Annotated in this window: 20 protein-coding genes; 5 read left to right on the forward strand and 15 right to left on the reverse strand. The window is 32.8% G+C overall.

Annotated elements, in window-relative coordinates; all coding sequences use genetic code 11:
• Positions 1 to 11: 11 nt before the first annotated feature.
• From ppk1 to pdxA, 6 genes are all read right to left on the reverse strand, one after another.
• Entirely contained in the window at positions 12 to 2,006 is a 1,995-nt protein-coding gene (ppk1, locus tag EKM64_RS09195) for a polyphosphate kinase 1 (protein ID WP_125677871.1), read from the reverse strand.
• Positions 1,996 to 3,369, reverse strand: coding sequence for a DUF2252 domain-containing protein (locus EKM64_RS09200; RefSeq protein ID WP_125677873.1), 1,374 nt, complete (start codon positions 3,367 to 3,369; stop codon positions 1,996 to 1,998). The genes ppk1 and EKM64_RS09200 overlap by 11 nt, the downstream gene beginning before the upstream one ends.
• Positions 3,370 to 3,433: 64 nt before the next feature.
• Positions 3,434 to 5,671, reverse strand: a complete 2,238-nt coding sequence (locus EKM64_RS09205; protein WP_125677875.1) for a hypothetical protein — start codon at positions 5,669 to 5,671, stop codon at positions 3,434 to 3,436.
• A gap of 559 nt (positions 5,672 to 6,230) precedes the next feature.
• Complete coding sequence (locus tag EKM64_RS09210; protein WP_125677877.1) at positions 6,231 to 7,457, reverse strand: four-carbon acid sugar kinase family protein; 1,227 nt, start codon at positions 7,455 to 7,457, stop codon at positions 6,231 to 6,233.
• Positions 7,450 to 8,433 carry a putative sulfate exporter family transporter gene (locus EKM64_RS09215; protein ID WP_125677879.1) on the reverse strand — a complete coding sequence of 328 codons (984 nt, stop codon included), beginning with the start codon at positions 8,431 to 8,433 and terminating at the stop codon, positions 7,450 to 7,452. The genes EKM64_RS09210 and EKM64_RS09215 overlap by 8 nt, the downstream gene beginning before the upstream one ends.
• A gap of 13 nt (positions 8,434 to 8,446) precedes the next feature.
• A complete protein-coding gene (pdxA, locus tag EKM64_RS09220) occupies positions 8,447 to 9,475 on the reverse strand; it encodes a 4-hydroxythreonine-4-phosphate dehydrogenase PdxA (protein ID WP_225420996.1) in 1,029 nt (342 codons plus the stop codon).
• A gap of 189 nt (positions 9,476 to 9,664) precedes the next feature.
• On the opposite strand from pdxA, the gene EKM64_RS09225 reads away from it, so the two are divergent.
• Both EKM64_RS09225 and EKM64_RS09230 read left to right on the forward strand, forming a co-directional pair.
• Positions 9,665 to 11,413: a sigma-54-dependent Fis family transcriptional regulator gene (locus EKM64_RS09225; protein WP_125677881.1), complete on the forward strand. Its 1,749-nt coding sequence runs from the start codon at positions 9,665 to 9,667 to the stop codon at positions 11,411 to 11,413.
• A gap of 11 nt (positions 11,414 to 11,424) precedes the next feature.
• Positions 11,425 to 12,054, forward strand: a complete 630-nt coding sequence (locus tag EKM64_RS09230) for an HAD family hydrolase (protein ID WP_125677883.1) — start codon at positions 11,425 to 11,427, stop codon at positions 12,052 to 12,054.
• A 148-nt stretch (positions 12,055 to 12,202) separates the two neighbouring features.
• Here EKM64_RS09230 and EKM64_RS09235 read toward each other — a convergent pair whose 3' ends face one another.
• The 7 genes from EKM64_RS09235 to EKM64_RS09265 form a co-directional block, all read right to left on the reverse strand.
• On the reverse strand, positions 12,203 to 12,982 hold the full coding sequence (locus EKM64_RS09235; RefSeq protein ID WP_125677885.1) for a hypothetical protein: 780 nt from the start codon (positions 12,980 to 12,982) through the stop codon (positions 12,203 to 12,205).
• 31 nt (positions 12,983 to 13,013) lie between these two features.
• Positions 13,014 to 13,742 carry a sulfite exporter TauE/SafE family protein gene (locus EKM64_RS09240; RefSeq protein ID WP_125677887.1) on the reverse strand — a complete coding sequence of 243 codons (729 nt, stop codon included), beginning with the start codon at positions 13,740 to 13,742 and terminating at the stop codon, positions 13,014 to 13,016.
• Between the two features lie 10 nt (positions 13,743 to 13,752).
• Positions 13,753 to 14,337, reverse strand: a complete 585-nt coding sequence (locus tag EKM64_RS09245; protein WP_125677889.1) for a sugar O-acetyltransferase — start codon at positions 14,335 to 14,337, stop codon at positions 13,753 to 13,755.
• 75 nt (positions 14,338 to 14,412) lie between these two features.
• Positions 14,413 to 14,778: a ribonuclease G gene (locus tag EKM64_RS09250; RefSeq protein ID WP_125677891.1), complete on the reverse strand. Its 366-nt coding sequence runs from the start codon at positions 14,776 to 14,778 to the stop codon at positions 14,413 to 14,415.
• A gap of 316 nt (positions 14,779 to 15,094) precedes the next feature.
• Entirely contained in the window at positions 15,095 to 16,468 is a 1,374-nt protein-coding gene (locus EKM64_RS09255; RefSeq protein WP_125677893.1) for an MFS transporter, read from the reverse strand.
• Positions 16,469 to 16,597: 129 nt separating this feature from the next.
• On the reverse strand, positions 16,598 to 16,879 hold the full coding sequence (locus EKM64_RS09260; protein WP_125677895.1) for an ArsR/SmtB family transcription factor: 282 nt from the start codon (positions 16,877 to 16,879) through the stop codon (positions 16,598 to 16,600).
• A 161-nt stretch (positions 16,880 to 17,040) separates the two neighbouring features.
• Complete coding sequence (locus tag EKM64_RS09265; RefSeq protein ID WP_225420997.1) at positions 17,041 to 17,598, reverse strand: helix-turn-helix transcriptional regulator; 558 nt, start codon at positions 17,596 to 17,598, stop codon at positions 17,041 to 17,043.
• A gap of 199 nt (positions 17,599 to 17,797) precedes the next feature.
• On the opposite strand from EKM64_RS09265, the gene EKM64_RS09270 reads away from it, so the two are divergent.
• From EKM64_RS09270 to EKM64_RS09280, 3 genes are read left to right on the forward strand one after another with little or no spacing between them, the layout of a single operon-like run.
• Positions 17,798 to 18,685, forward strand: a complete 888-nt coding sequence (locus EKM64_RS09270; RefSeq protein WP_125677897.1) for an ABC transporter ATP-binding protein — start codon at positions 17,798 to 17,800, stop codon at positions 18,683 to 18,685.
• A complete protein-coding gene (locus tag EKM64_RS09275) occupies positions 18,675 to 19,418 on the forward strand; it encodes an ABC transporter permease (RefSeq protein WP_125677899.1) in 744 nt (247 codons plus the stop codon). Before EKM64_RS09270 ends, EKM64_RS09275 begins: the two co-directional genes overlap by 11 nt.
• A 26-nt stretch (positions 19,419 to 19,444) precedes the next feature.
• Positions 19,445 to 20,212 (forward strand): ABC transporter permease, encoded by a 768-nt coding sequence (locus tag EKM64_RS09280; RefSeq protein ID WP_125677901.1) that lies wholly within the window; start codon positions 19,445 to 19,447, stop codon positions 20,210 to 20,212.
• 12 nt (positions 20,213 to 20,224) lie between these two features.
• On the opposite strand, the gene EKM64_RS09285 is transcribed toward EKM64_RS09280, so the two are convergent.
• Positions 20,225 to 20,470, reverse strand: a complete 246-nt coding sequence (locus EKM64_RS09285) for a hypothetical protein (RefSeq protein ID WP_125677903.1) — start codon at positions 20,468 to 20,470, stop codon at positions 20,225 to 20,227.
• A 69-nt stretch (positions 20,471 to 20,539) separates the two neighbouring features.
• The gene (locus EKM64_RS09290; RefSeq protein ID WP_125677905.1) at positions 20,540 to 20,728 is read right to left on the reverse strand and encodes a hypothetical protein; all 189 of its coding nucleotides are present in this window, start codon (positions 20,726 to 20,728) and stop codon (positions 20,540 to 20,542) included.
• Between the last annotated feature and the right edge of the window lie 237 nt (positions 20,729 to 20,965).

The raw sequence follows: 20,965 nt of genomic DNA on the forward strand, positions 1-20,965 counted from the left end.
ACAAGTCTTTTCTATTTAACGTACTTTCTATATTTTATCCGTTTCAACCAAGTTTGTTGAGCGGAAATGTTCCAAAACTTTTTAATCTTACCATATTCACCATCTGCATTTAGATAGTAAGAATTGGCGGAATCTTTCATATACATCTTGATCATTTTTCTTAACTTCTTCTTAACAGGTTCTTCAACCATCGGTGCGGCGATTTCTACACGACGATCTAAGTTTCTAGTCATCAAATCGGCTGAAGAAATCCAAATCTCGTCCTTACCGTCTCCATAATCAAAATTATAAATTCGACTATGTTCCAGAAGTTCTCCAACGATACTTTTGACAATAATGTCCTCTTTTTCACCACATAGTCCTAATTTTAATGAACAAGGTCCACGAACTATAATTCTAAAAGGCAATCCCAGTCTGGCTGCACCGTAGATACCGTTGATGATATCAATATCAGTCAAACCATTAACTTTAATGAATATTTTACCTTTACCAGTTCGCAAGTAATTTCTAGTTGCTTTTCTAATTTTATGTAGAACCATCTGCTTGATACTATTTGGAGAAGTCACCAGCAGATCAAAATTACTTGACTGTGTTCCAGAAACAGCGTCAAAAAATAATTTGGCATCATTTACGTATTGTTGATTGCTAGTAAAGAAACTCACGTCAGAGAATATTTTAGAAGTAATTGCATTATAATTTCCAGTACCGATTTGTACATAACCCGTTTTATCTTGCTCAACTAAACAGATCTTAGCATGCACCTTATTTATACGATCACCATAAAGAATTTTACAACCGGCCTTTTCAAGCTCATCAGCTACGATCAAATTGTGTTGTTCATCAAATCTTGCTCGTAATTCCACAATAACTGTAACTTTTATCCCTTTGCTTGCAGCCGTCCTAAGCAAATCAACCACTTGGGACTTTTTCTCAGTACGATAAATCGACATTTTGATACCTGTTGTTCGACTATCATTAACTGCTGCTTTTAGAAACTTTAAAAAGATATCAAATGATGCATATGGATAATTGACCAGTAACGATTTAGTATCCAGATATTTCAAAATATCTTTTGAATCATTCCAAGTTAAGCCTGTAAATGGTGCAAATACTAATTTTGGATCATCTCGATATTTTTTAAAAAGTTTATCTAGGAATCTTAAGTCCAACGGACCACAAATTTCGTAGACACTTTTTTTACTGATACCAAATAATGAGCTGAAGAACACTCTATCTCTTGAGACATCGTGGCTCATAAATTCCACTCGAGTAACCTTTCTGTGGCCTTTATTAGTCAAATAATCGGTCATACTGTCCAAATACTCTTCATCGCTAAGATCCTCATTCAAAAAGTCATAATGCTTATTTTTATCAAAGGTTAGACGATAGACATAACTATTAACAATCTTAAGTTTTTTAAAACGTTCATCGACCGCATTCATAATCAGATCTTCTAGCAAAACGAAATGGTTAGGTACTCCTGTTTCCACCAATCGCTCTAAGTCATCTGGTATTTCAGCTGTAAATAATTGATCTTTGGAACATAACAAGATATTCAAATTAGAATGCGATTTTTTAGCCGCGCTAAACTCAACTATCTTGATTTTTTTTGAAATATTTTTAGTGTAATATTTTTTTAGATATTCTTTTTCTTTGTCACTAGTATTTTTGAAGTAAGAAATTTCAAAAATGCCTTTATCCTTGATATCATCCAGAACGATTCCTAAAGCTTGATACTGCTTAGAAATATTTCGTGAATTGAAATCATAGATAAAACTTAACAGGTCCACCCCATCTAATCCTGTTCTGCGATCACGCTTTTTTCGAGTTATCATGCTATAAACATTATGCATTCTTACTCTGAAAAACTCATCTAAGTTATTTGATGCAATCGACAAGAAACGCAGTTTTTCAAGCAATGGAACCTTGCCGTTATAAGCCTGGTCAATAACTCGATTGTCGAATAATAACCAGCTTAAATCCCTATTATAATATTTAATTTTCATTTTCCAGTTCCTTCTTAAATGAATCATAGTCGTATTCAACTTGCTTTGCATAGCTGTTAGCAAAATTCATCAAAGAATTATCCAAATCCTGATACTCTGCACCAAATCCAATTATTAATGGATAATTCGGCGAGTGTGAATGGGCTCTGGCAAGCAAAGTCACACAAACTGTTACATAATCTTCAAAAGAAGCATAGTCTAATTTATCTAAATTTATTGAAGTCTTCATATCCTTAAATTGACGCATATAAAAACTGTATTTATCAGTGTCAAATGCTCCTAAGAAAGGATCAGAAGCACTTTGCAAGATTAATTGACTATCCACAATATTTTGACCTTGGCTGACTTTTTTATCGGAATATAATCCCTCAACATTATAGATAGGTAATGCCTGTTTAGCCTGTAATACTAGATAATTTTTATCCAGATCTTGTAGCAAAATCAGATAACACAGTGTTCCGACACTTCCCACGCCGACACTATGCCTGACTACGTCTATAATATTGAAATCTTCAAGAAATAATCTAACGTCACTTCTTTGACGTGCTTTATATTCCTTATATCCCTTAACCAAAGAGTCAAAATCTTCTTTAGTAATATGCTGTGTGACCGGCTTATTTTCTTCAAATCGTCTTTCGCCTTTTTTATTCAAAACAGTATATTTTTCGATCACTAATTTAGAGTTACTTTTTTGAGCTTTCTTGATACTCTTAGTGATCATTTTTGCAAAAGAATTTTGAAAATATTCTTCATTATCTTTTAAGTTACCAAAAATTTCAGTAATATTTTGCAATGTGTTCGGCAAAATAAAACGCTTCATTTCTGAAATCTTTGTCATATGTTTTAACGTATCGAAATATGTATTAATAACACTTAGTAAAAATTCCTGAATGTCAGTTTCCTCAAATTCATGAGATCTAGCTACTAATAGCGCACTGACCAGGAAACGTTTTAGGTCGTACTCCCAATATCCCAAATGGGCCTCATCAAAATCATTCATATCAAATAATAATTGACCTTCAGAAGAACCGTAAAAACCAAAGTTCCCTAAGTGAGCATCCCCACCGATCAAAACCTTAATGGCACTGTCAGAGTGACTTGCCAAATCGTAATGCATCACATCCGCCGTTCCCCGAAAAAAGGCGAATAGTGATTTAGACATTCTTTCCCTTTTGACCGCTAATAATTCCGGTACAAGTAATTTATTCTTTATATTAAGAATCTTATGAATATTTCTTTTACGTGGTTCAAAAGTATCAAAATCATCTGGAACCATCGTTGCAAAATAACGTCCCTTTATGATTAACTGTTCCGTACTTTTAAAGGCATCGGTATCCTGAAAAGTATATGGTGTTTGATTCATGCCATCATCTCCCTAAGGATATTATACCTTAACCTTTCAATAAATCAGGAGATAATGCGACCTTTTATATTGCGTCCTTGGCCGTCCATTCTAGTGTTGCATGATAGGTCCCAACAGCCGAACTAACCTCATCAACATGCATCAATAAACCGCAGTCTCTTCCCCAGACAACACAGTCCATATCAGACATACCATTTTCTTCAATATCCTCATTTGGAATCGGTGCATTCGAATCAGTCAATATCGTAAAACTACCATCTTCATTATAATAGCGCAGCGATACTGGCAAAGTATTACTGGAATCATTTATTTGAAAGGGAGTTATCTGACGAACATATAAACTATGCTTTTTATTATCTCTTCTTTGATCATCAATTGTAACAACCGATTCTGATTTGTCATTAAAAGAGGTTCGATTAAGAATATCACCTTGATTCATGGTTGACACTCTGCCAAATGAAATCGTATTAGGTTTGATGTCCAACTTATCGTTTGTATAGTTCATAGTTAAATTATTTTTACTGTGTTCTGTATAGTTATGTGCCTTATCCGATGAATCACTTGACTCAAAATCAGAATTACCATGAATCCTAGGAATAGTTTTAAAACTCATTGAATCATCAGGTGTTCTTGCATTAAATTCAACCTCAATTGTATGTGTGAGTCCTTCTCCCTTTCCAGTTACAATAAAATTCAGATTTTCAACTCTTAGATGAGGGCAACCATCATCATTTTCTACAGAATACGATCTACTTCCAAGATCCTTACCATCCAAAGAAACCTTCTCAATATGTTTTTCTTTCATATTAGATTGTAGTGGTAATTCAAAGACACCATATTTCAAAACGCTCAATATATTTTCATTATTCATTACCGTGGTGATTTTAATTCGATCACCCTTTTTAACTTTATCAATATTATATTTATGGTTTTCATCCTTAAATGACAAGTTCTCTATTCCAACTTCAAAGTTGATGTAAGGAACATTGGGGTTAAGTACATTCAATGTAGCAACCCTAGTCTCAAATTTATGTTCCTTAGATTTCTCTGAACCATCTTCTTCAACTATTTTGGTTCTAACATAGACGCGAACATAAAATTCTCTTTTATGATCCTCTAACTTTGTATTTTTAATCGTATAAGACAATTGATGTGGATCAGTAGCCAATTTAACATCTCGACCTCTTTTTTTCTCATACCATTCAGCATGCCAATCCTCTGGTAAAGTATGTTTATCAATACCTTTCAAATCGAATGTAGCATCCTCATCAACATTTACCGTTTCATCATCCAGACCACCACCAACTTCAATCGTTTTTTGAGCACTCATTTTTGTGCCATCATCATTGAGAAATGTTCCGGTAATTGTATAATCCCCAGATACCCCATTTTGATTAGCTTCTACTTCCCCACTTATTGGATCTATTCGGGCCAAAGTCTTATTATCCCCACTCCAGACGACATGACCCGCTGCATCCTCTGGAGTAATTATCTCTCGTGCATTAGTAATATTGTCTAATCCCTTCATGTTAAAGAGATAATCCTCATCCGTTTCAACTTTCAAATCTGTGATATTTTTTGGTTCCTTAACCACGTGTATAGTAGCAATTTCAGAATAATAATAAATCGCACCTAGTCCAAGAAGAACCCCTGATGTGGCACGAGCTTGCATATAATATGTACCAACCTTTTTTTCTTTAAATTCATAGTTTTTTGAATGTGCGATACTTTTCTTAAATCTCAACCAATGTGTCATGTCCTCTGAATAACGCCAGCGATAATTTGGTATTGGATCTTTTAAAATCAGAACCCCAGATAGTCTGTTCCAAATTGATTCTTTGAATTTTGATTTTATAACTATCTTCTTATCTTGTTTGACATAATAATTCTTTAATGGCTGAACGAAGAACCCTGCTTTAACGATCATACCCATACTTTTTAGTGGTCGATGACTTGGATGAACATACTTGCCCTTCCCAACAGCTGAGCCTTCTTCCCCAGCACCATCTTCGTCACCATCATCGTTTCTAGAATCTTCCTGATTTTTTTCTATCATTTGTTCAAACGTTGAATTTGATTCCTCTTTAATGTTCTCTGTCTCATCTTCTTCTGATTTTTTATTTAAAACATCATTTGAATCATTTTTTTTATCAGATTGTTCCAACGTATTTGTTCCAATTACCATATCTTGTCCCAGATCCTTATCGTCGGCCTTAACATTTATATATCCAGAAATTAAATGTATCAGACATAATAAGAGTCCTATACTAATCAGAAATTCTAACAATACTCCCTTTTTCATGACTTGCTCACTTCCTTTTTGATACTTTGTGAATAAGAAAACGCCTATTTACAACATAAGTAAACGTTTGCAAGTACAAAGTATATCGATTGCAATTCACAAATTCAAAATTAACTTTTAATATTTTGACAATAAAAAAAGAAGACATAAAAATGTCTTCTAGATTATATTTTTTAATGAATTCAGTTTCTGAAATGATTTAAGTTTTATATTAAAATTCAAAATGAAATTTCAATTTTCTTAATTTATTATTTGAAATATATTCTTACCAACACACTCCAAATTTTAATTTATTTTTCGCCATTTATTTTTAATAAAGCCTTGTGTTAATGGGATACATTAGTATTACTAATGTACTTAACCTGAAACCATTAACATTATTTCCAATATTATCTATATTTTTCACAAAATAATTGATTAATCAGATACATAGTAATTCCTAACATAATTCACTATAGTAATGGATCCTAGCCGCTTAATTGAAATCTGTTACTTTGATGAAATTTTCAAAATAGAAAAGAAACCATATCAAAAATTGATATGATTTCAAAAACAAATTCTACTTATTTGACTCTTTCAATTTCTTAAACGAGAAAGAAATTAGATCATCGTTACCAAAAGCTCCAGCCTTAGTTATGACTTTTAAATCATTATATTCTCCACCCTTTATTTTCATCATAGGTGTACCCGTAGCTATTTCAGTAATAATATCAACACCGTTAGCTTTTATAACATCAAAGAATCCTTTTGCAGTGTCTCCACCTGTAATAAATAATCCAGATGGCCTAATTTTCTTAATAATTCTTCTGCCCAATCCACCAAGTATTGATTGAACTATTAAACCTATTTCGTCCATAGAAAGGCCATCGGCCTTTAATTTGTCTTGGGTATACTTTAATTCCTTCCTATTAACGGTAGCAGATGAAGTAACAATAACATCTTGACCTGACCGCATAGCATTAACGGCTTCATCAACATAATCATAATAGGATTCATCTTTATAAACATCATAGATTGGAATTGAAATTATTTTGACATTGTTTTCCTTTGCAAACTCAACTTGTTTGGCAGTGACCTCGCTCACGCTACCAACGATTGCCAGTGCAGGTACTATTGGATTTTCAATACTTAATATTGCATCCATTATTCCAGACGACCCCACCCATAATACTTTCAAATTTGTCTTCAAAACAGATTGAACTAATAATTGTAAATCTAAGTCGTTCATAGAATCAGCTGCATAGAACTTAGTTTGAGGAGTTATATGAACTTTTCCATTTCTTATCTCATCTAATGAAATTGAATTAACATTTTCGCCAGGAAATGCCTTTTTCAAAATATTAAATATATTGTCTTCAGTCAAAGGTTTCACGGGATCCTTAGCAAACTGTGTATTCAGTCCATTAATTCCATTGATAGTTAAAATGCTGTTTCTTACCTGACGGCCGATTGATGGTAATGAAGGGGCAAACACCAAAATATCACTATCATAAAGTCTATTTAACTCGTTAAGTTCATCAGAAATATTCCCACGTAAAGTGGAATCTACCTTTTTGATCGTGTAATCAAATTCCTTCATATCCGTCTGTAAAACGGCTCTTGAAATCTTATCTCTAGCATCCTTAGGACTCAAGTTACGTGATTCAGTATCTACAACTAGAGAGGAATGGCTTCCATCTTCATCGTGAAGTCTGACTTGAACTGGTATTCCACGTTTTGCTAATTGTACTCCAGTATCAGTTGATCCTGTAAAATCATCAGCCATAATTAAATATTTTTTATCCATTTGCAACTACACCTTGTTTCTCAACAAAGTCTTTACCTTTTGATTTATCCTCATGCTTGACTAACCAAGAAACTAATAAGGGGCAAAGGATTGCTGTAATGATAACAGAAGCTGCAACTTGTGCAGTAGCAACGGCAGTAGTATGTGCAAATGCTGGTACAACTGCAGCTATAGCAGCAGGAGTTGCTGCGGCGTTGCCGGCAGTAGTACCAATAGCCGCACCAACAGCTGGATGCTCTGTACGAAGTACATATTTCATAATCAAATAACCGCCAAATCCGGCAATTATTGTTACTAAAACACCTAATACGATTCCTGGCAGCCCAGCTTTAATAATTTGCGAAAAATTCAGGGCTGCTCCAAGTGTAAATGCAAAGAATGGAATAGGCATAACAGTCCCTGCCTTAAAGAAATCTTTAAGTTCGGAATCCAGATTACCAAAAATAAATCCTAATACGATGGGAACTAAAGCAGCCACGAATAACATAACCGGTAACTTGGCCGTTCCAGTTGCTCCTAAAGCAATCATTGTGAAGAAGGGTCCATCCATTAAAGTAGTAATTGAAATGGCTCCAACATCACTAGCATCACCATATTCCCCTGCAAGCGCACCATACAATCCACCATTTGCATTAGTCATTGATGATATTAAAGCGAGTGGTAAAATCCCTAAAAATGTTCCATTTCCAAAAAGAGATCCTACCAACCATCCAAAAATAAGACCTAATAATAGTCTGAAAAATGTTAGAGCAGTTCCTCTAATTACTGGTTGCCCAGCCTGTTTAATTGAAATTTGTGCACCATTACAAAAGCAGAATAACGATAGTAAAGTTAAAGTACCAGTTTTAAAAAGTGCGGTTGTAAATCCACCAATTTCAAGTGAATTTGGTAGGAAAGTATTAAAAGTAGTCCCAAGTAACAGTGGAACCACCATCAATCCTCCAGGAACTCTATTTATCCCTTTAAGAATCTTCATTGCTAAACCTCCTCTATTTATTGATTGCTAATTTTGTTGCGTAATCAATAGAATTTAATAAACTTATATCGTTTGCTTTTCCAGTCAGAACCTGATCAAAAGCTGTTCCGTGATCAACTGAAGTACGAATAATTGGTAACCCTAGTGTAATATTTACACCGGATACATTTCCCCAAGTCTTAGTCTTTTGATCATACTTAAATCCTATTAATTTAATAGGTATATGACCTTGGTCATGATACATTGCTACAACAATATCAAACCATCCACCAACGGCCTTAGGAAATACAGTATCTGGTGGCACGGGACCAGTAACATCTATACCCTCATCTTTTGCAGCATTGATCGCGGGTATAATTTCTTTCTCCTCTTCGTCTCCAAATAACCCATTTTCACTACTGTGTGGATTCAATCCAGCAACACCTATTTTTGGATTTGAAATACCTAATTGCCTCATAGCTTTATTAGCTATTTCAATAACTTCTAACACACGAGGTTTTTTAACTAATTCTGTGGCACGTTTTAATGAAACATGTGTACTAACATGAACAACTCTAAGATTTTCGTGAGCCAACATCATTGTGTAATTCTTAGTGCCAGTTCTACTTGCATATATTTCTGTATGCCCGGCAAAATGATGTCCAGCCAAATTCATCGCTTCTTTGTTAAGGGCATTAGTCACCGTAGCATCTACTTCTTTGTTCATGGCCAAATCAATCACAGTAGTGACATACTTATAAGCCGCATCTCCAGCCATTGCACTAACCTGTCCAAACTTCAATTTGTCAATATCAACAAGATGCATATCCAAAACATCCATTGAACCAAATTCAAATTTTGCCTCACTAACTTCGGAAATAGAGTTCAATTTTATTTTCAAATCTGGAATCTCTTCCATAACATAATTCAAAACCGAAACGTCTCCCACAATAAAGGGACGACATTTCTCAAATAGTTCTTCATGCTTAAATGCTTTTAATGATATCTCGGGACCAATACTTGCTGGATCCCCCATAGTAATAGCAATAATAGGTAATTTCATTTTTCACGGTATTCTACACGAATACCTTCACTCCCCTTCCTTATCTTTCCTAACTTAGTTTAGATGGGTTGAAATTAAAGCACTAGCATAATATGATTCATATTGAAACATATTTCTACAAAAGAAATCTATAAATTCACAATAATGTTCACTATCGTTTCAATCTGAAACAAAGGAGGATAACTTGCATTGAAATTTAAAATATTAGGTATCTATCCATATGCTGGATTGGAGCAATCTATCAAGAAACAACTTCCAGAATTCTCCGAATTAGAAATAGATCACTTTGTTGGAGATTTAAACTATGGAATTGAAATTGCGACCAAGCAATTAAGGAATCATAACTATGACGCAATAATTTCACGTGGGGGAACTAAACGCGCTCTCGAACAAAAATTTGATTTACCTATAATTGACATTGGCGTTTCTAAATATGATATTTTGCAGGCCATTCAGAGTCTTAAACATATTAATAAAATTGCAATAGTTGGATTTGATTTTTTAAGTATTAACGCGGAACATGTAATTGAAGACTTTAATAAAAATTTATCAGTATTCCAGATAAAATCATTAAACGATGCACAAAAAATCCTCCTTAAATTAAAGGAGGATGACTATGATGTTATTATTGGTGATCGTATTACAAGTCGTCTGGCTAATGAGCTCGGAATAAACTGTATTTTGATATCTTCCGGGGACGAAAGCGTTATTTCGGCATTACAAAATTGTTTAAATCTGCTAAAAAATAAATATTCCGAAAAAGAATCTAGTAGAACATTATTAGAGTTATTAAAATATCGAAACGAAGGCCTTGTTGTTACTGATGACGATAATATTATCAATTACACAATGAATTTAAATTACGTGGCCAAATTGATGCCACACATTAAAAAAAGGATTCATTATATTAACTGGAACGATAATAAAGCTAGTATATTCATGAGCCAAAATAAATGGTATCAAATAAATAAGCTAAAAAGTACTACATATATAGTTAAACAGCTTAATAATTACCAACCTAGAGAAATTAGGGATTCTTCTAATAATATAGATATTAAAATTTTTAATGCTTATCTTAAGAGCAATTTATCGGAAGAATTTTTGAACGCATTAGAAATATACAAACATAATGATGATATACTTTTTATTGCTGGAGAAAATGGTTCAGGAAAAGGTCAATTGATAAGCATTATCAGTTCTGCGGAATCTAAACAAACATTTCAAATAAATTGTAATGAACTAACAGAATCCAAACTAACCAATTTAGAAAGTTCAATGGCATCCCCATTTTTAGACACTAAAAATACTATTATTTTCAATCATCTTGACAAATTGAACATAAATCTTCAAAAAAAACTAATGCATTTCATTAATGAAACTTTACTTTTCAAAAGAAATAAGCTAATTTTCAGTTATGAACTCGATTCACAAAGTGGAAATAATTTAACAAAAATCTTAATTAAACAACCCAAGTATATAGAAATCAAACCGTTCAACTACTTAGACAGTCAGCAAATATCATTACTTATTTCTCTATTGATAAATCAATTAAATATAAAATATGGTAGAGAAACACTTGGTGTTACTGACATAACATTTGATCGTATACTCAGAGGACCTTGGGAAAGAAACTATCGTCAATTTATAAATGTTTTGACCGAAAGCTATAAGGCTTCAAGTTCTCCTTATATTAATCTAAGCAGTTTGAAATATGGATTAAACCAAGAAAATAGTGAATACAATCTTACAAATACTTCAAAAATAACACATATTCAACAAAACTTTTTAAGTATTCCTATAAATAACGACCTAAATGATAGTATAGATTTAATCATTCAAAAAGAACTCTCAATAAATAACTTTAATAAAACTAAAACTGCAGAATCATTAGGCATATCTAGATCAACACTATGGCGATTATTAAAACGAATTAACTAAAAGGAGCAAACATGATAAAAAATATTCTCTTTGATATTGATGGAACCATTACTGACACAGAATATACGATTATTAAATCACTTCAAACATTGCTTTTACGTGAAAAGGGAATTTCGGTTAAAGACGAAGATCTCTACTATATATTAGGAATACCGGGTGAAGATGGAGTAAGACAGTTTTCAAATGATCAGGATGATTTAAATAACCTATTAGAAAAATGGCGCATTATCATTGCTGATTATGCAAATTATTCAACTGTTTTTGATGGTATGGAAAAGCTTTTTTTCAACTTGAATAATGCTGATTTGAATTTAGGAATAATCACTTCAAAAACCCATCAGGAGCTAAAGAATGATTTTGACCGTTTCAATTTGAATAAATATTTCGACATTTTTGTAACTGCCTCAGATACAAAAAAACACAAACCTAACCCTGATCCAATATATAAAGCATTAGATTTGTTACACGCAACACCAGGCAATTCTATCTACATCGGTGATTCAATTTACGATATGAAATGTGCTCATAATGCTGATGTACCATTTGCTTTGGCTACTTGGGGAGCCAAAGATAATCCAGAATTCAAAAATGCTGAATACAAATTAAGCACTCCAGATTCATTAATGAAAATAATTTTATAGTTTTTTGAGCAAAAATCTAGTAATACTTTCTTAAACCTGACAAAATATGTTTAGATACAAACATCCCCTACCGTTTGTATCCACCCCCCGGTTGATTTTTATAAATCAAAAAAGCCATCAGATTCCCCAATCTGATGGCTTTTTTTATCTAAAATATTTCAAAAATTCCTAAAATTTTAATAACAATAATTGCTAGAATCATACTAATAATAGCGTGAACCATAAATAAAATTGAAAAAGACGTGAAATATAGCAAGTAACTATTTAAAAGATCAATTTTACCAACAATTATAAAAATATTACCAACAACAAATTGGACAATTAGCCAAGGTATTATTCCCTTGTGTACTGTACTAAAATCAGCATCACTCAAATCGTATCCAGTACTGGCAATCATAATTGTCAAAATTAAGTATAAAATTATCATGGACCAAGTTCCATTAGCAAAAGCAGTTTTTAAATTGTTTAAAACCGACTCAATTAAATTAGTAGCATCCAAGGTTGTTTCAGTACCGATAGAGCTGAAATTAAATTGTGCTTTTAATAGAAATCTTTGCAAGAGATACAGTGCTATTGAACATGTATAGTATGGTGCTAAACCAATAAAGAAATTGCCTAAACGTTGATAGATATTGCTTTCATTCCAAGAATGCTGAACCGACCCTAAAGCTCCCGAATTTTGATAATGAACATTCAATAATTGAACTTTAGTAACTTTATGCCCAAAAATAAAGGCAAAAATTGCATGACCTAGTTCATGGATCACGACTCCTAAACCACCAATAACTAACTGACTATTATTTCCCAAATTATTTACTAGGGCTTTCTTGGCAACATGTCCGATCCATGAAACAATTCTTGCAGTCAGATATGGCACAACAGTAAAAGTTATCAAAACACCTAGAATCCATTTAAAGTAGTCTTCCAAAGAGAAATCTCCTTATTTTGAACTGATTATTTTATTTTATCAAAAGTATTGCTCCAAATAATATTAAAATCATGTAAACATATTTCACAAAATCAGCACTATTTATTTTCGATGCGATCCAATTTCCCAATGGTATCACTAATATCAACAAAGGAACGATTATTAAAAGTAATTTAACTACTTCCACACTCCACATTCCGGAAGATATCTGACTAAATACAACAATACTACCAACACATACAAAATGCCCTTGCAGGATTCCTCGTAATTTGAGAGCATCCCATTTTTTTGCCGTGCCGTAAACTACTATTGGTACACCATGACTATTGAATGAGCTTCCCAAAATACCGGATATTATACCCGCCAAATAGTCATATTTATTACTTATTTTTATATTTATCGGACTATTCTTATTGATAAAAAAGAGATTATAGCCACCATAAACAATAATGAATATTCCCAAAAATTTCATAATTACTTTAGGGGATCCTAGTTTGATAATCAATATGCCAATCGGTATTCCTAAAATTGATCCAATCACTAGACGTTTTAAAACTTGATAGTCAATATTACCCTTATATTTTATAGCTACCGGAATGGCTACGATTAATCCTAAAGCTCCAATCAGTGCTGTTGACGATTCAATATTAAATGATATCAACGCCAATAACGGCATGGTAACCAGTGCTTCACCAAATCCAAAAACCGTTCTCATCAAAGCTCCGAATAAGGCAATAACGACGACTAAAAAATATATCACTATACCCCTCCTATTTAGTTAATAAGATGCGATCTTTTTCAGTAATCTTTCTTAACATTTTGCAAGGTATCCCTGTAGCGATAACTCCGGCCGGAATATCTTTATTAACGACACTACCGGCCCCAATAACACTATTATCACCAATAGTTACACCACCAAGTACACTAACATTTGCGCCCAACCATACATTATTTCCAATATGAATCGGAGCACTAGTTTCCATTCCAGAAGCACGTTGTTTAGGATCTAATGGATGACTGGCACAAGCTATGCAGACACCAGGTGCAATAAAAACACCATCTCCTAAATAAACTGGTGAAGTATCAAGGATCGAACAATTATAGTTGATAAATGCCATTCCTGTACTGTGAATGTTAAACCCATAATCACATCTGAAACTGGGTTCAATCATTGTTTGTTCCGTGGATTCCGCAAATAATTTCTTAATGATACTTTTTCGCTTGTCAGCCTCCGTTGGTCTAGTCTGATTGTATTCAAAATATAATTCTTTTGATTTATCTTGTAAATTCATAGGCATGTCCTTGTAACTTATCACGTAAGGACGATCCTTTTGAATCATTTCTTTAATATCCATTTTTCACCTCGCTCATATATGTTAACAAATAACCAACAAAAAAAGGCCCTTTTCAGGGCCTGAAAGTTAATCTTATTAATACATAGAATTTAAACTATTCAATCCAACAATCAACGAATACATCCAATATATTGCAATTAGACTAAAAATTAAATTGACCAGGAAATAAACTAGTCCCGCTAAATTCCAGGTTTTTTGTATTTCTTTGAAACTATCAATATCATTATAATCACTGTTACTCCACGCCCATTCGTTACCCTTGAAACCACAGACAAATGCCCAAATAATATTAAAAACTGGAATCAAACATAGCAGTGGCAAATAAGTCTTATTACCGATTCCCCACCATACATTGAAAGCAAACGCTCCCCAATTCCAACCTTTGATTTCATCCGGTATTCCTTTAATTTCTACTTGTTGCGAGTTCGCTGACTCTTGCATAGATATTCTCCCTGAATTTGTTTTATGGTTCTACCTATATAGTAAACAAATCATCACTTATAAAATATCGACAATATGTCAATACATGGTCTTTCATGGCTTGAGTAGTTATGATTTTAGTAAAGGAATTTTTATAAAAATACCAAATAAAAGAATCAAGATACGTAATAGTATGTATTCTAACTGCAATCCGTTTCATTATTATTTTCTTATTCGTTTAAAAATAACTTTAACATATTTGCTTTTTTCTTAAAATTAAAGCTTTTTTATACTAAATATTAATCATTTTATTTAACCAGTCATTTCATATCAAAAATCACATTATCGAATTATTTCTTTTGAATTGCAGGGAAAACATAACACCTAAGATAGAAATCATCCCCGCTCCAAATATTGCGGCACGAAAGCCGTTCGTAAAGAGTTCAGCATTCGAAACTCCACCAAACTTGTAAAAAATGATAACTGAGATGGTTGTTCCAACTGCACCGCCAAACAATCGAAAAACATTATAAATTCCAGATGCCTTACCGATAGCTGATTTATCAACTGATTCTAAAACAGCTTTTTGTAAAGCTGGACCAGCCATGGATAAACCTCCCCCTGCTAGTGCAAGTGGAATAACCATATTCAAATATGAACTGCGTTTATTCACAAAAATTATTATCAAGATATAGCCAATTCCCTGAAACAATAATCCTAACGTTGCAATTATTTTCTCTCCATATTTGTCGACCGCCTTCCCAGCAAATGGTGCAACGATAACCAGAGTTCCAGTCCATGGAAGTATTTCTAGACCCGCCGTCAATGGGTTAGCACCAGTTACTACTTGTAAAAACTGTGGAAGAAAGAACACTACTCCGTACATTGAGCCATATAACAAGAAAGTGGCAATATTTCCACCTGTAAAAGTTACTGATTTAAAATAATCAGATGGGATCATCGGCTTTTTTTCAAACCTCTGACGAAATCCAAACCAAACTCCAGATAATATACTAATTATTCCTATCACAGCTGGCAACAATGTTAAGTTTGCAGATGTCATAGCGGACAATGACCAAATGATACCTGCCGATGCAATTATAATGAGAACTGAATCTAACAAATTAACTTTATCGCTGCTACCAGTACTTTCTGGCAATATTCTATTCGAAAGATAAATTGCAACAATTCCAATTGGAACATTGATCCAAAATATCCACTGCCAAGCTAACTTGGCGACGATCAATCCACCTAATGACGGACCAACGATCAATGCCAGGCCACCAATACCACTCCAAATCCCCAATACCTTACCTCGTTCTGATGTTGGTATTGAATTGGTCAAAATCGCCATGGACATCGGTGTCATAACTGAAGCACCCATTCCCTCAATGACACGCGCAATCACCAGAATCGTAATATTACCAGATAATGCACATAATATTGAACCTAATGTAAAAATAAAAATTCCAAAATTGTAGATTTTTCGACGCCCAATACGCTCTCCCAATGACACTCCTACCAAAAGTACAGCTGCAATTGTAATATTATATGCGTTCATGGCCCATTGCAGGGTATCGATGGAGATATTCAGATCTGTCCGAATAGCTGTTGAAGCGGTGGTTACAATCATTGAATCTATCATCGACATGAAGAATCCTAATGAAGTTAAAATCAAAATCCAGGTTGAATTGACTTGCTTATTTCTCATTTATGCTTCCCTCATTCACTGTTTTCTATTCAAAATAGTTCAAATGTTTTTGAACTATTTAAAACTAACATTATCAAAAAAATATGACAAGTAAAATGACAAACAAAAAGAGAGTGTAAATATACACTCTCAAATATTTTTATAAAAATTAGTAACATATTTATCAAACGTCTTTGAATTAAGACTCACGTATTTTTCTCGAGCCTCTTTTCTAGTAGTTATAATTCCAGCCTCTTGCAACAATTTGAAATGATAAGATCCAGAAGTTTTACTAATATTCAGTGCCTTCCCTACCTCACCACAAGAAACCTCATGATCATTATGTTTCAGATATTCGATAATATCCAGTCTCACCGAATCCGCCAATGCTTTAAAAATCGTTATTTGATCTGTATTTTTTGTATTCATCATAGTATGTATTCTACTAGATTCGTATAGAATACTTCAAGAAAGTAAAACTATTTATTGAACTTCCAAGTTTTGAATAAATAACTCAAAAGTGGAAAAGCTCAAAACTAAAATGGATTAAATGCAAATCTGAAGAACTTGCATTTAATCCATTTTTTATCGTGTCATCTTTTCTTAAGTTTCATAATTAAAATTTTGATTTGATTTTTTCGTATATAAAGTAAGTAAACAATGACAATTGATCCACATACAAAGCAAGTTATTTGAAAACCTAATCCCATGGAAAAGAGATTAATGACACTGCTAATAATTCCAATAGCTCCAAATAGCGACATACTAATTATTATAACTGGAGCACCAATATTAGGATTGATTATATTTTTATTTACTAAGAATACAATTAGAAGAAGTGCTATTGGAATCAATAACATAAAATCCATCCATAGTCTTGCATTGACTGTTGATAATTGTGTGATTCTTTCAACTAATAAAATAGAGGATACAATTGCAAGAATGCTTTTCAGACCATTTGAATAGATCTTCATAGGCTGTTTTTTATCGAATAATATTTGCTCCAGACTGATTTGATAAATATCAGCTAACTTGACTAGCGTTTCGATATCTGGACTATTTCGACCAGTTTCCCAGCTTGATATAGTTTGCCTGGAAACATTGATCATTTTGGCCAAGTCGTCTTGATTCAGATTATTTTTTTCCGCCAATATTTCATATTATCAGTAAGATTATTATTCATAGAATACTTTCCTTTTAAATGTGAGTTAACATTCATGCTACTACCTATAGCAAACCTATATATTAATAGATTTACATGCTATGTTCTCTAGCATTGATAAAACTGCCCTTGTAGCTGATTTTTTACAATATATACTCGAATCATAAGTCAAATTACGAGGTGCTCTGATGCTGGAACTTAGTAACGTCAATACGTTTATCGGTCGAAGAAAAATAATCAATAACGTTTCTTTTACAGTTAAAGATGGTAGTGTGGTTGGATTAATTGGTCCAAATGGTGCAGGTAAAACCACTATTATGAAAACCATTTTAGGTTTAACCAAATTCACTGGCGTTATAACGCTAAATGGAAAAGAAATAACAGAAAATAATCATTCACCCTTAACTAAGGTGGGAGCATTGATCGAACATCCTGCAATTTATCCATTTCTAACAGGATTGGAGAATCTCAAACTATATTCATCAAACAAAATTGACATGATGAATATAGTTGAACAATTGAAGATGAATGCTTACATTGATCTTAAAGCAAAAGGATATTCTCTAGGAATGAAACAGAAATTAGGTATTGCAATTGCACTGCTCAATAAACCACGATTGGTGATTTTAGATGAACCAATGAATGGATTAGATATTGAAGCAACAATTCTTGTTCGAAAAATAATTAAACAATATTCTTCTAGCGGAACTTCATTTTTAATATCCAGTCATATACTAGGAGAACTAGAAAAAGTCATGACAGCCGTTGTATTGATCAGCGATGGGCGTGTAATCACAAATTGTTCTATAGAAGAGTTTGAAAAAATAAATAATCAACAATATCAATTATATACGGAAAATATGCCTAAGACACTTCAAAGCCTGAATGATTACAATATTAACTTTTCTCAATCTAGCAATCACATTGTGGTAAGTCGAGGCGCATTATCTTCAATACAGAAAATTCTTTATCAAAATAATATTCTCCTACTAGAGTTAAAACTCCAACAGCCATCTTTTGAAGATCTGGTTGTCACTAGTTTGAAAAATCATAGAGGATCTCAAGATGAAAAATAATTTAATTCAAGAGTTATACAAACTTATTCATCAAAAAATGACACTATATGGGGCAATTTGTTTGTTGTTATTAATGAATTATGTCGCAATTACCAATTCAAATACGAAATCAATTATTTCTCAAGGGTTTGGTTCTGGACAATGGATAACAATAATCGTTATTACAATAAGTTCCAATTTTTTGGCAATGGAATATCGCGATAATACGATTATTACACTGATGTACAAAAATCGTAATAAGTGGCAAATATACTTTTCTAAATTTGTGGTATTAATTCTGTATACACTTTTTCTAGTGATTTTAGGATTCGTTTTTACTTTAATTATTAAGGTTTTAATAATTGGAAATAGGTACAGCTGGGACCAGCAGACCCTCCTAATTGAATTGTTGCTGAATATGCTGGGAACCGTAATATATTCATTTTTTATTATCAGTCTAGAATTACTATTGATTTCATTTGTCAAAGTTAATGCAGCAGTTATAGGAATAGGATTGGCAATTGGCTTTTTTGGAGCAAGCATATCGAATGTATTGTTATCAGTATTTTCTAACTTGAACAGGATTATTGCTTGGAATCCGCTAAACATGATAAATATCATGAATCAATTGTCGCATCCTAACTACTCTCAATTTACAAAACTTACTAATAATCAATTTGTTATTGGAAACATAATTTATACAACTTTATTTTTAGCAATAGGTTATTTTATTTTCAAAAAAAGACGTGTGTAATCTTTGACCAGTGAAAGGAAAAGATGATGAGTTCAAACTTATATCAAGAATTTTATAAACTTTATCATAGGAAGGTCGCTTGGATTGCTCCATTTATGATGATATTTTTCATGATAATTATGGGTATTGCAATGGGTAAATCCAGTGAACGATTATTGGTAATGACTGCTTATAATTCTAGTCAGTGGATCTCGCTTGTTTTGATTATTGTCGGTTCAACTTTTTTTTCGATGGAATTCCAAAACAATGCCATTTTAACCTTACTCTATAAAGCATCTAGTAAATGGCATGTGTATCTTTCCAAATTTATTGTGATTTTTATTTACGATGTAATCTTACATTTGATTGCAATCATATTTACAATCATTCTGTCACTGACACCATTGAACAATCCCGCTTCTTGGTCAAATATTTATCAATACCAAAAGCCATTGGCTCTGAACATGATAATGAATACCGGTGTTGATATGATTACATCCCTACTTATAATTAGTTTGATTTTTTTGCTATCATGCATTATCAACTCAAATTCGGCCGTTATAACGATTAATATTCTTATTATATTTATGGGTCCGTTTGTTACAACTAATTTGTTTTGGAGCAAGTCAAATGCCATGAACATATTAAAGTGGAATCCACTGAATATGACTAATTTGACCCAACAGTATTACAATTATAGTTCCTACCATCCAGTAACACTTCTTAGTAATATGCAATTATTAACTGGAACTATCCTGTATATGTTGTTATTCACAGCCTTTGGATACTTGATTTTCAGAAGGAAAAGATTTTAAACCTTGCTAATATTAAATAGTTTCCAGACTCACCGGTTCAGATGGAATATAACCAGCAATATCATCATAATCAAACTTATAATCCAACTTTTTACCATAAGCTTTCTCATAGGCATCTACTTTTGCTTGATAATTTCTGTGCATCATCTCAATACTGGCAGCGCGAATGTTTTTATTTTTATCAGGGCAAATAGGATCGAGCATATAAAGGATATATTTGGTCTTATAAAATAGGGTATTTTCTTTTTTATTTAACACTTCGATTTTTACAAAACCTGGCTTTAAATTATTCTTTTCGGACCATCGATACCACGATGTAAATCAGTCTTACCACACCTTGGTATAATCAACATGTTCGTGAAGCTCCTTCATAAGAAGGTACAGCACATATTTATCAATACCATTATGAATCTCTAAAATCACGTCTCCATAGCGCAGTGTTGCTGCGACGGGCATTGTTGGTTTATCAATTGTATTACTGTCGATTTCATCCATTTTAATTTGAACTGTTTCCAAAAAAATAACCTCCTTCAATTACTTGATATACTCAAGTTTACTGAAAGAGGTCATGCTTTTATAGATACCAAGTTATCCGGCGTTTACAAAATATTTTTAATGAAAGCTCTACTATTACCCTTAATAGGATATCGAAGACATAAATAAAAAGTCATGGGACTGAAGTGCAATAAAAAAGTTAGACATTTTTATAAGTTTTAAGAAATCATGGATTGTCTCCTGTATTCTACAGGAGAC

The organism is Companilactobacillus keshanensis (assembly GCF_003946205.1).
Classification (GTDB): domain Bacteria; phylum Bacillota; class Bacilli; order Lactobacillales; family Lactobacillaceae; genus Companilactobacillus; species Companilactobacillus keshanensis.

What these genes read in the sequence shown, in the direction of transcription:
- ppk1 (WP_125677871.1), bottom strand. Translation starts at nt 2,006, where the DNA reads ATGAAAATTAAATATTATAATAGGGATTTAAGCTGGTTATTATTCGAC.
- EKM64_RS09200 (WP_125677873.1), bottom strand. Translation starts at nt 3,369, where the DNA reads ATGAATCAAACACCATATACTTTTCAGGATACCGATGCCTTTAAAAGT.
- EKM64_RS09205 (WP_125677875.1), bottom strand. Translation starts at nt 5,671, where the DNA reads ATGAAAAAGGGAGTATTGTTAGAATTTCTGATTAGTATAGGACTCTTA.
- EKM64_RS09210 (WP_125677877.1), bottom strand. Translation starts at nt 7,457, where the DNA reads ATGGATAAAAAATATTTAATTATGGCTGATGATTTTACAGGATCAACT.
- EKM64_RS09215 (WP_125677879.1), bottom strand. Translation starts at nt 8,433, where the DNA reads ATGAAGATTCTTAAAGGGATAAATAGAGTTCCTGGAGGATTGATGGTG.
- pdxA (WP_225420996.1), bottom strand. Translation starts at nt 9,475, where the DNA reads ATGAAATTACCTATTATTGCTATTACTATGGGGGATCCAGCAAGTATT.
- EKM64_RS09230 (WP_125677883.1), top strand. Translation starts at nt 11,425, where the DNA reads ATGATAAAAAATATTCTCTTTGATATTGATGGAACCATTACTGACACA.
- EKM64_RS09245 (WP_125677889.1), bottom strand. Translation starts at nt 14,337, where the DNA reads ATGGATATTAAAGAAATGATTCAAAAGGATCGTCCTTACGTGATAAGT.
- EKM64_RS09250 (WP_125677891.1), bottom strand. Translation starts at nt 14,778, where the DNA reads ATGCAAGAGTCAGCGAACTCGCAACAAGTAGAAATTAAAGGAATACCG.
- EKM64_RS09255 (WP_125677893.1), bottom strand. Translation starts at nt 16,468, where the DNA reads ATGAGAAATAAGCAAGTCAATTCAACCTGGATTTTGATTTTAACTTCA.
- EKM64_RS09260 (WP_125677895.1), bottom strand. Translation starts at nt 16,879, where the DNA reads ATGATGAATACAAAAAATACAGATCAAATAACGATTTTTAAAGCATTG.
- EKM64_RS09270 (WP_125677897.1), top strand. Translation starts at nt 17,798, where the DNA reads ATGCTGGAACTTAGTAACGTCAATACGTTTATCGGTCGAAGAAAAATA.
- EKM64_RS09275 (WP_125677899.1), top strand. Translation starts at nt 18,675, where the DNA reads ATGAAAAATAATTTAATTCAAGAGTTATACAAACTTATTCATCAAAAA.
- EKM64_RS09280 (WP_125677901.1), top strand. Translation starts at nt 19,445, where the DNA reads ATGAGTTCAAACTTATATCAAGAATTTTATAAACTTTATCATAGGAAG.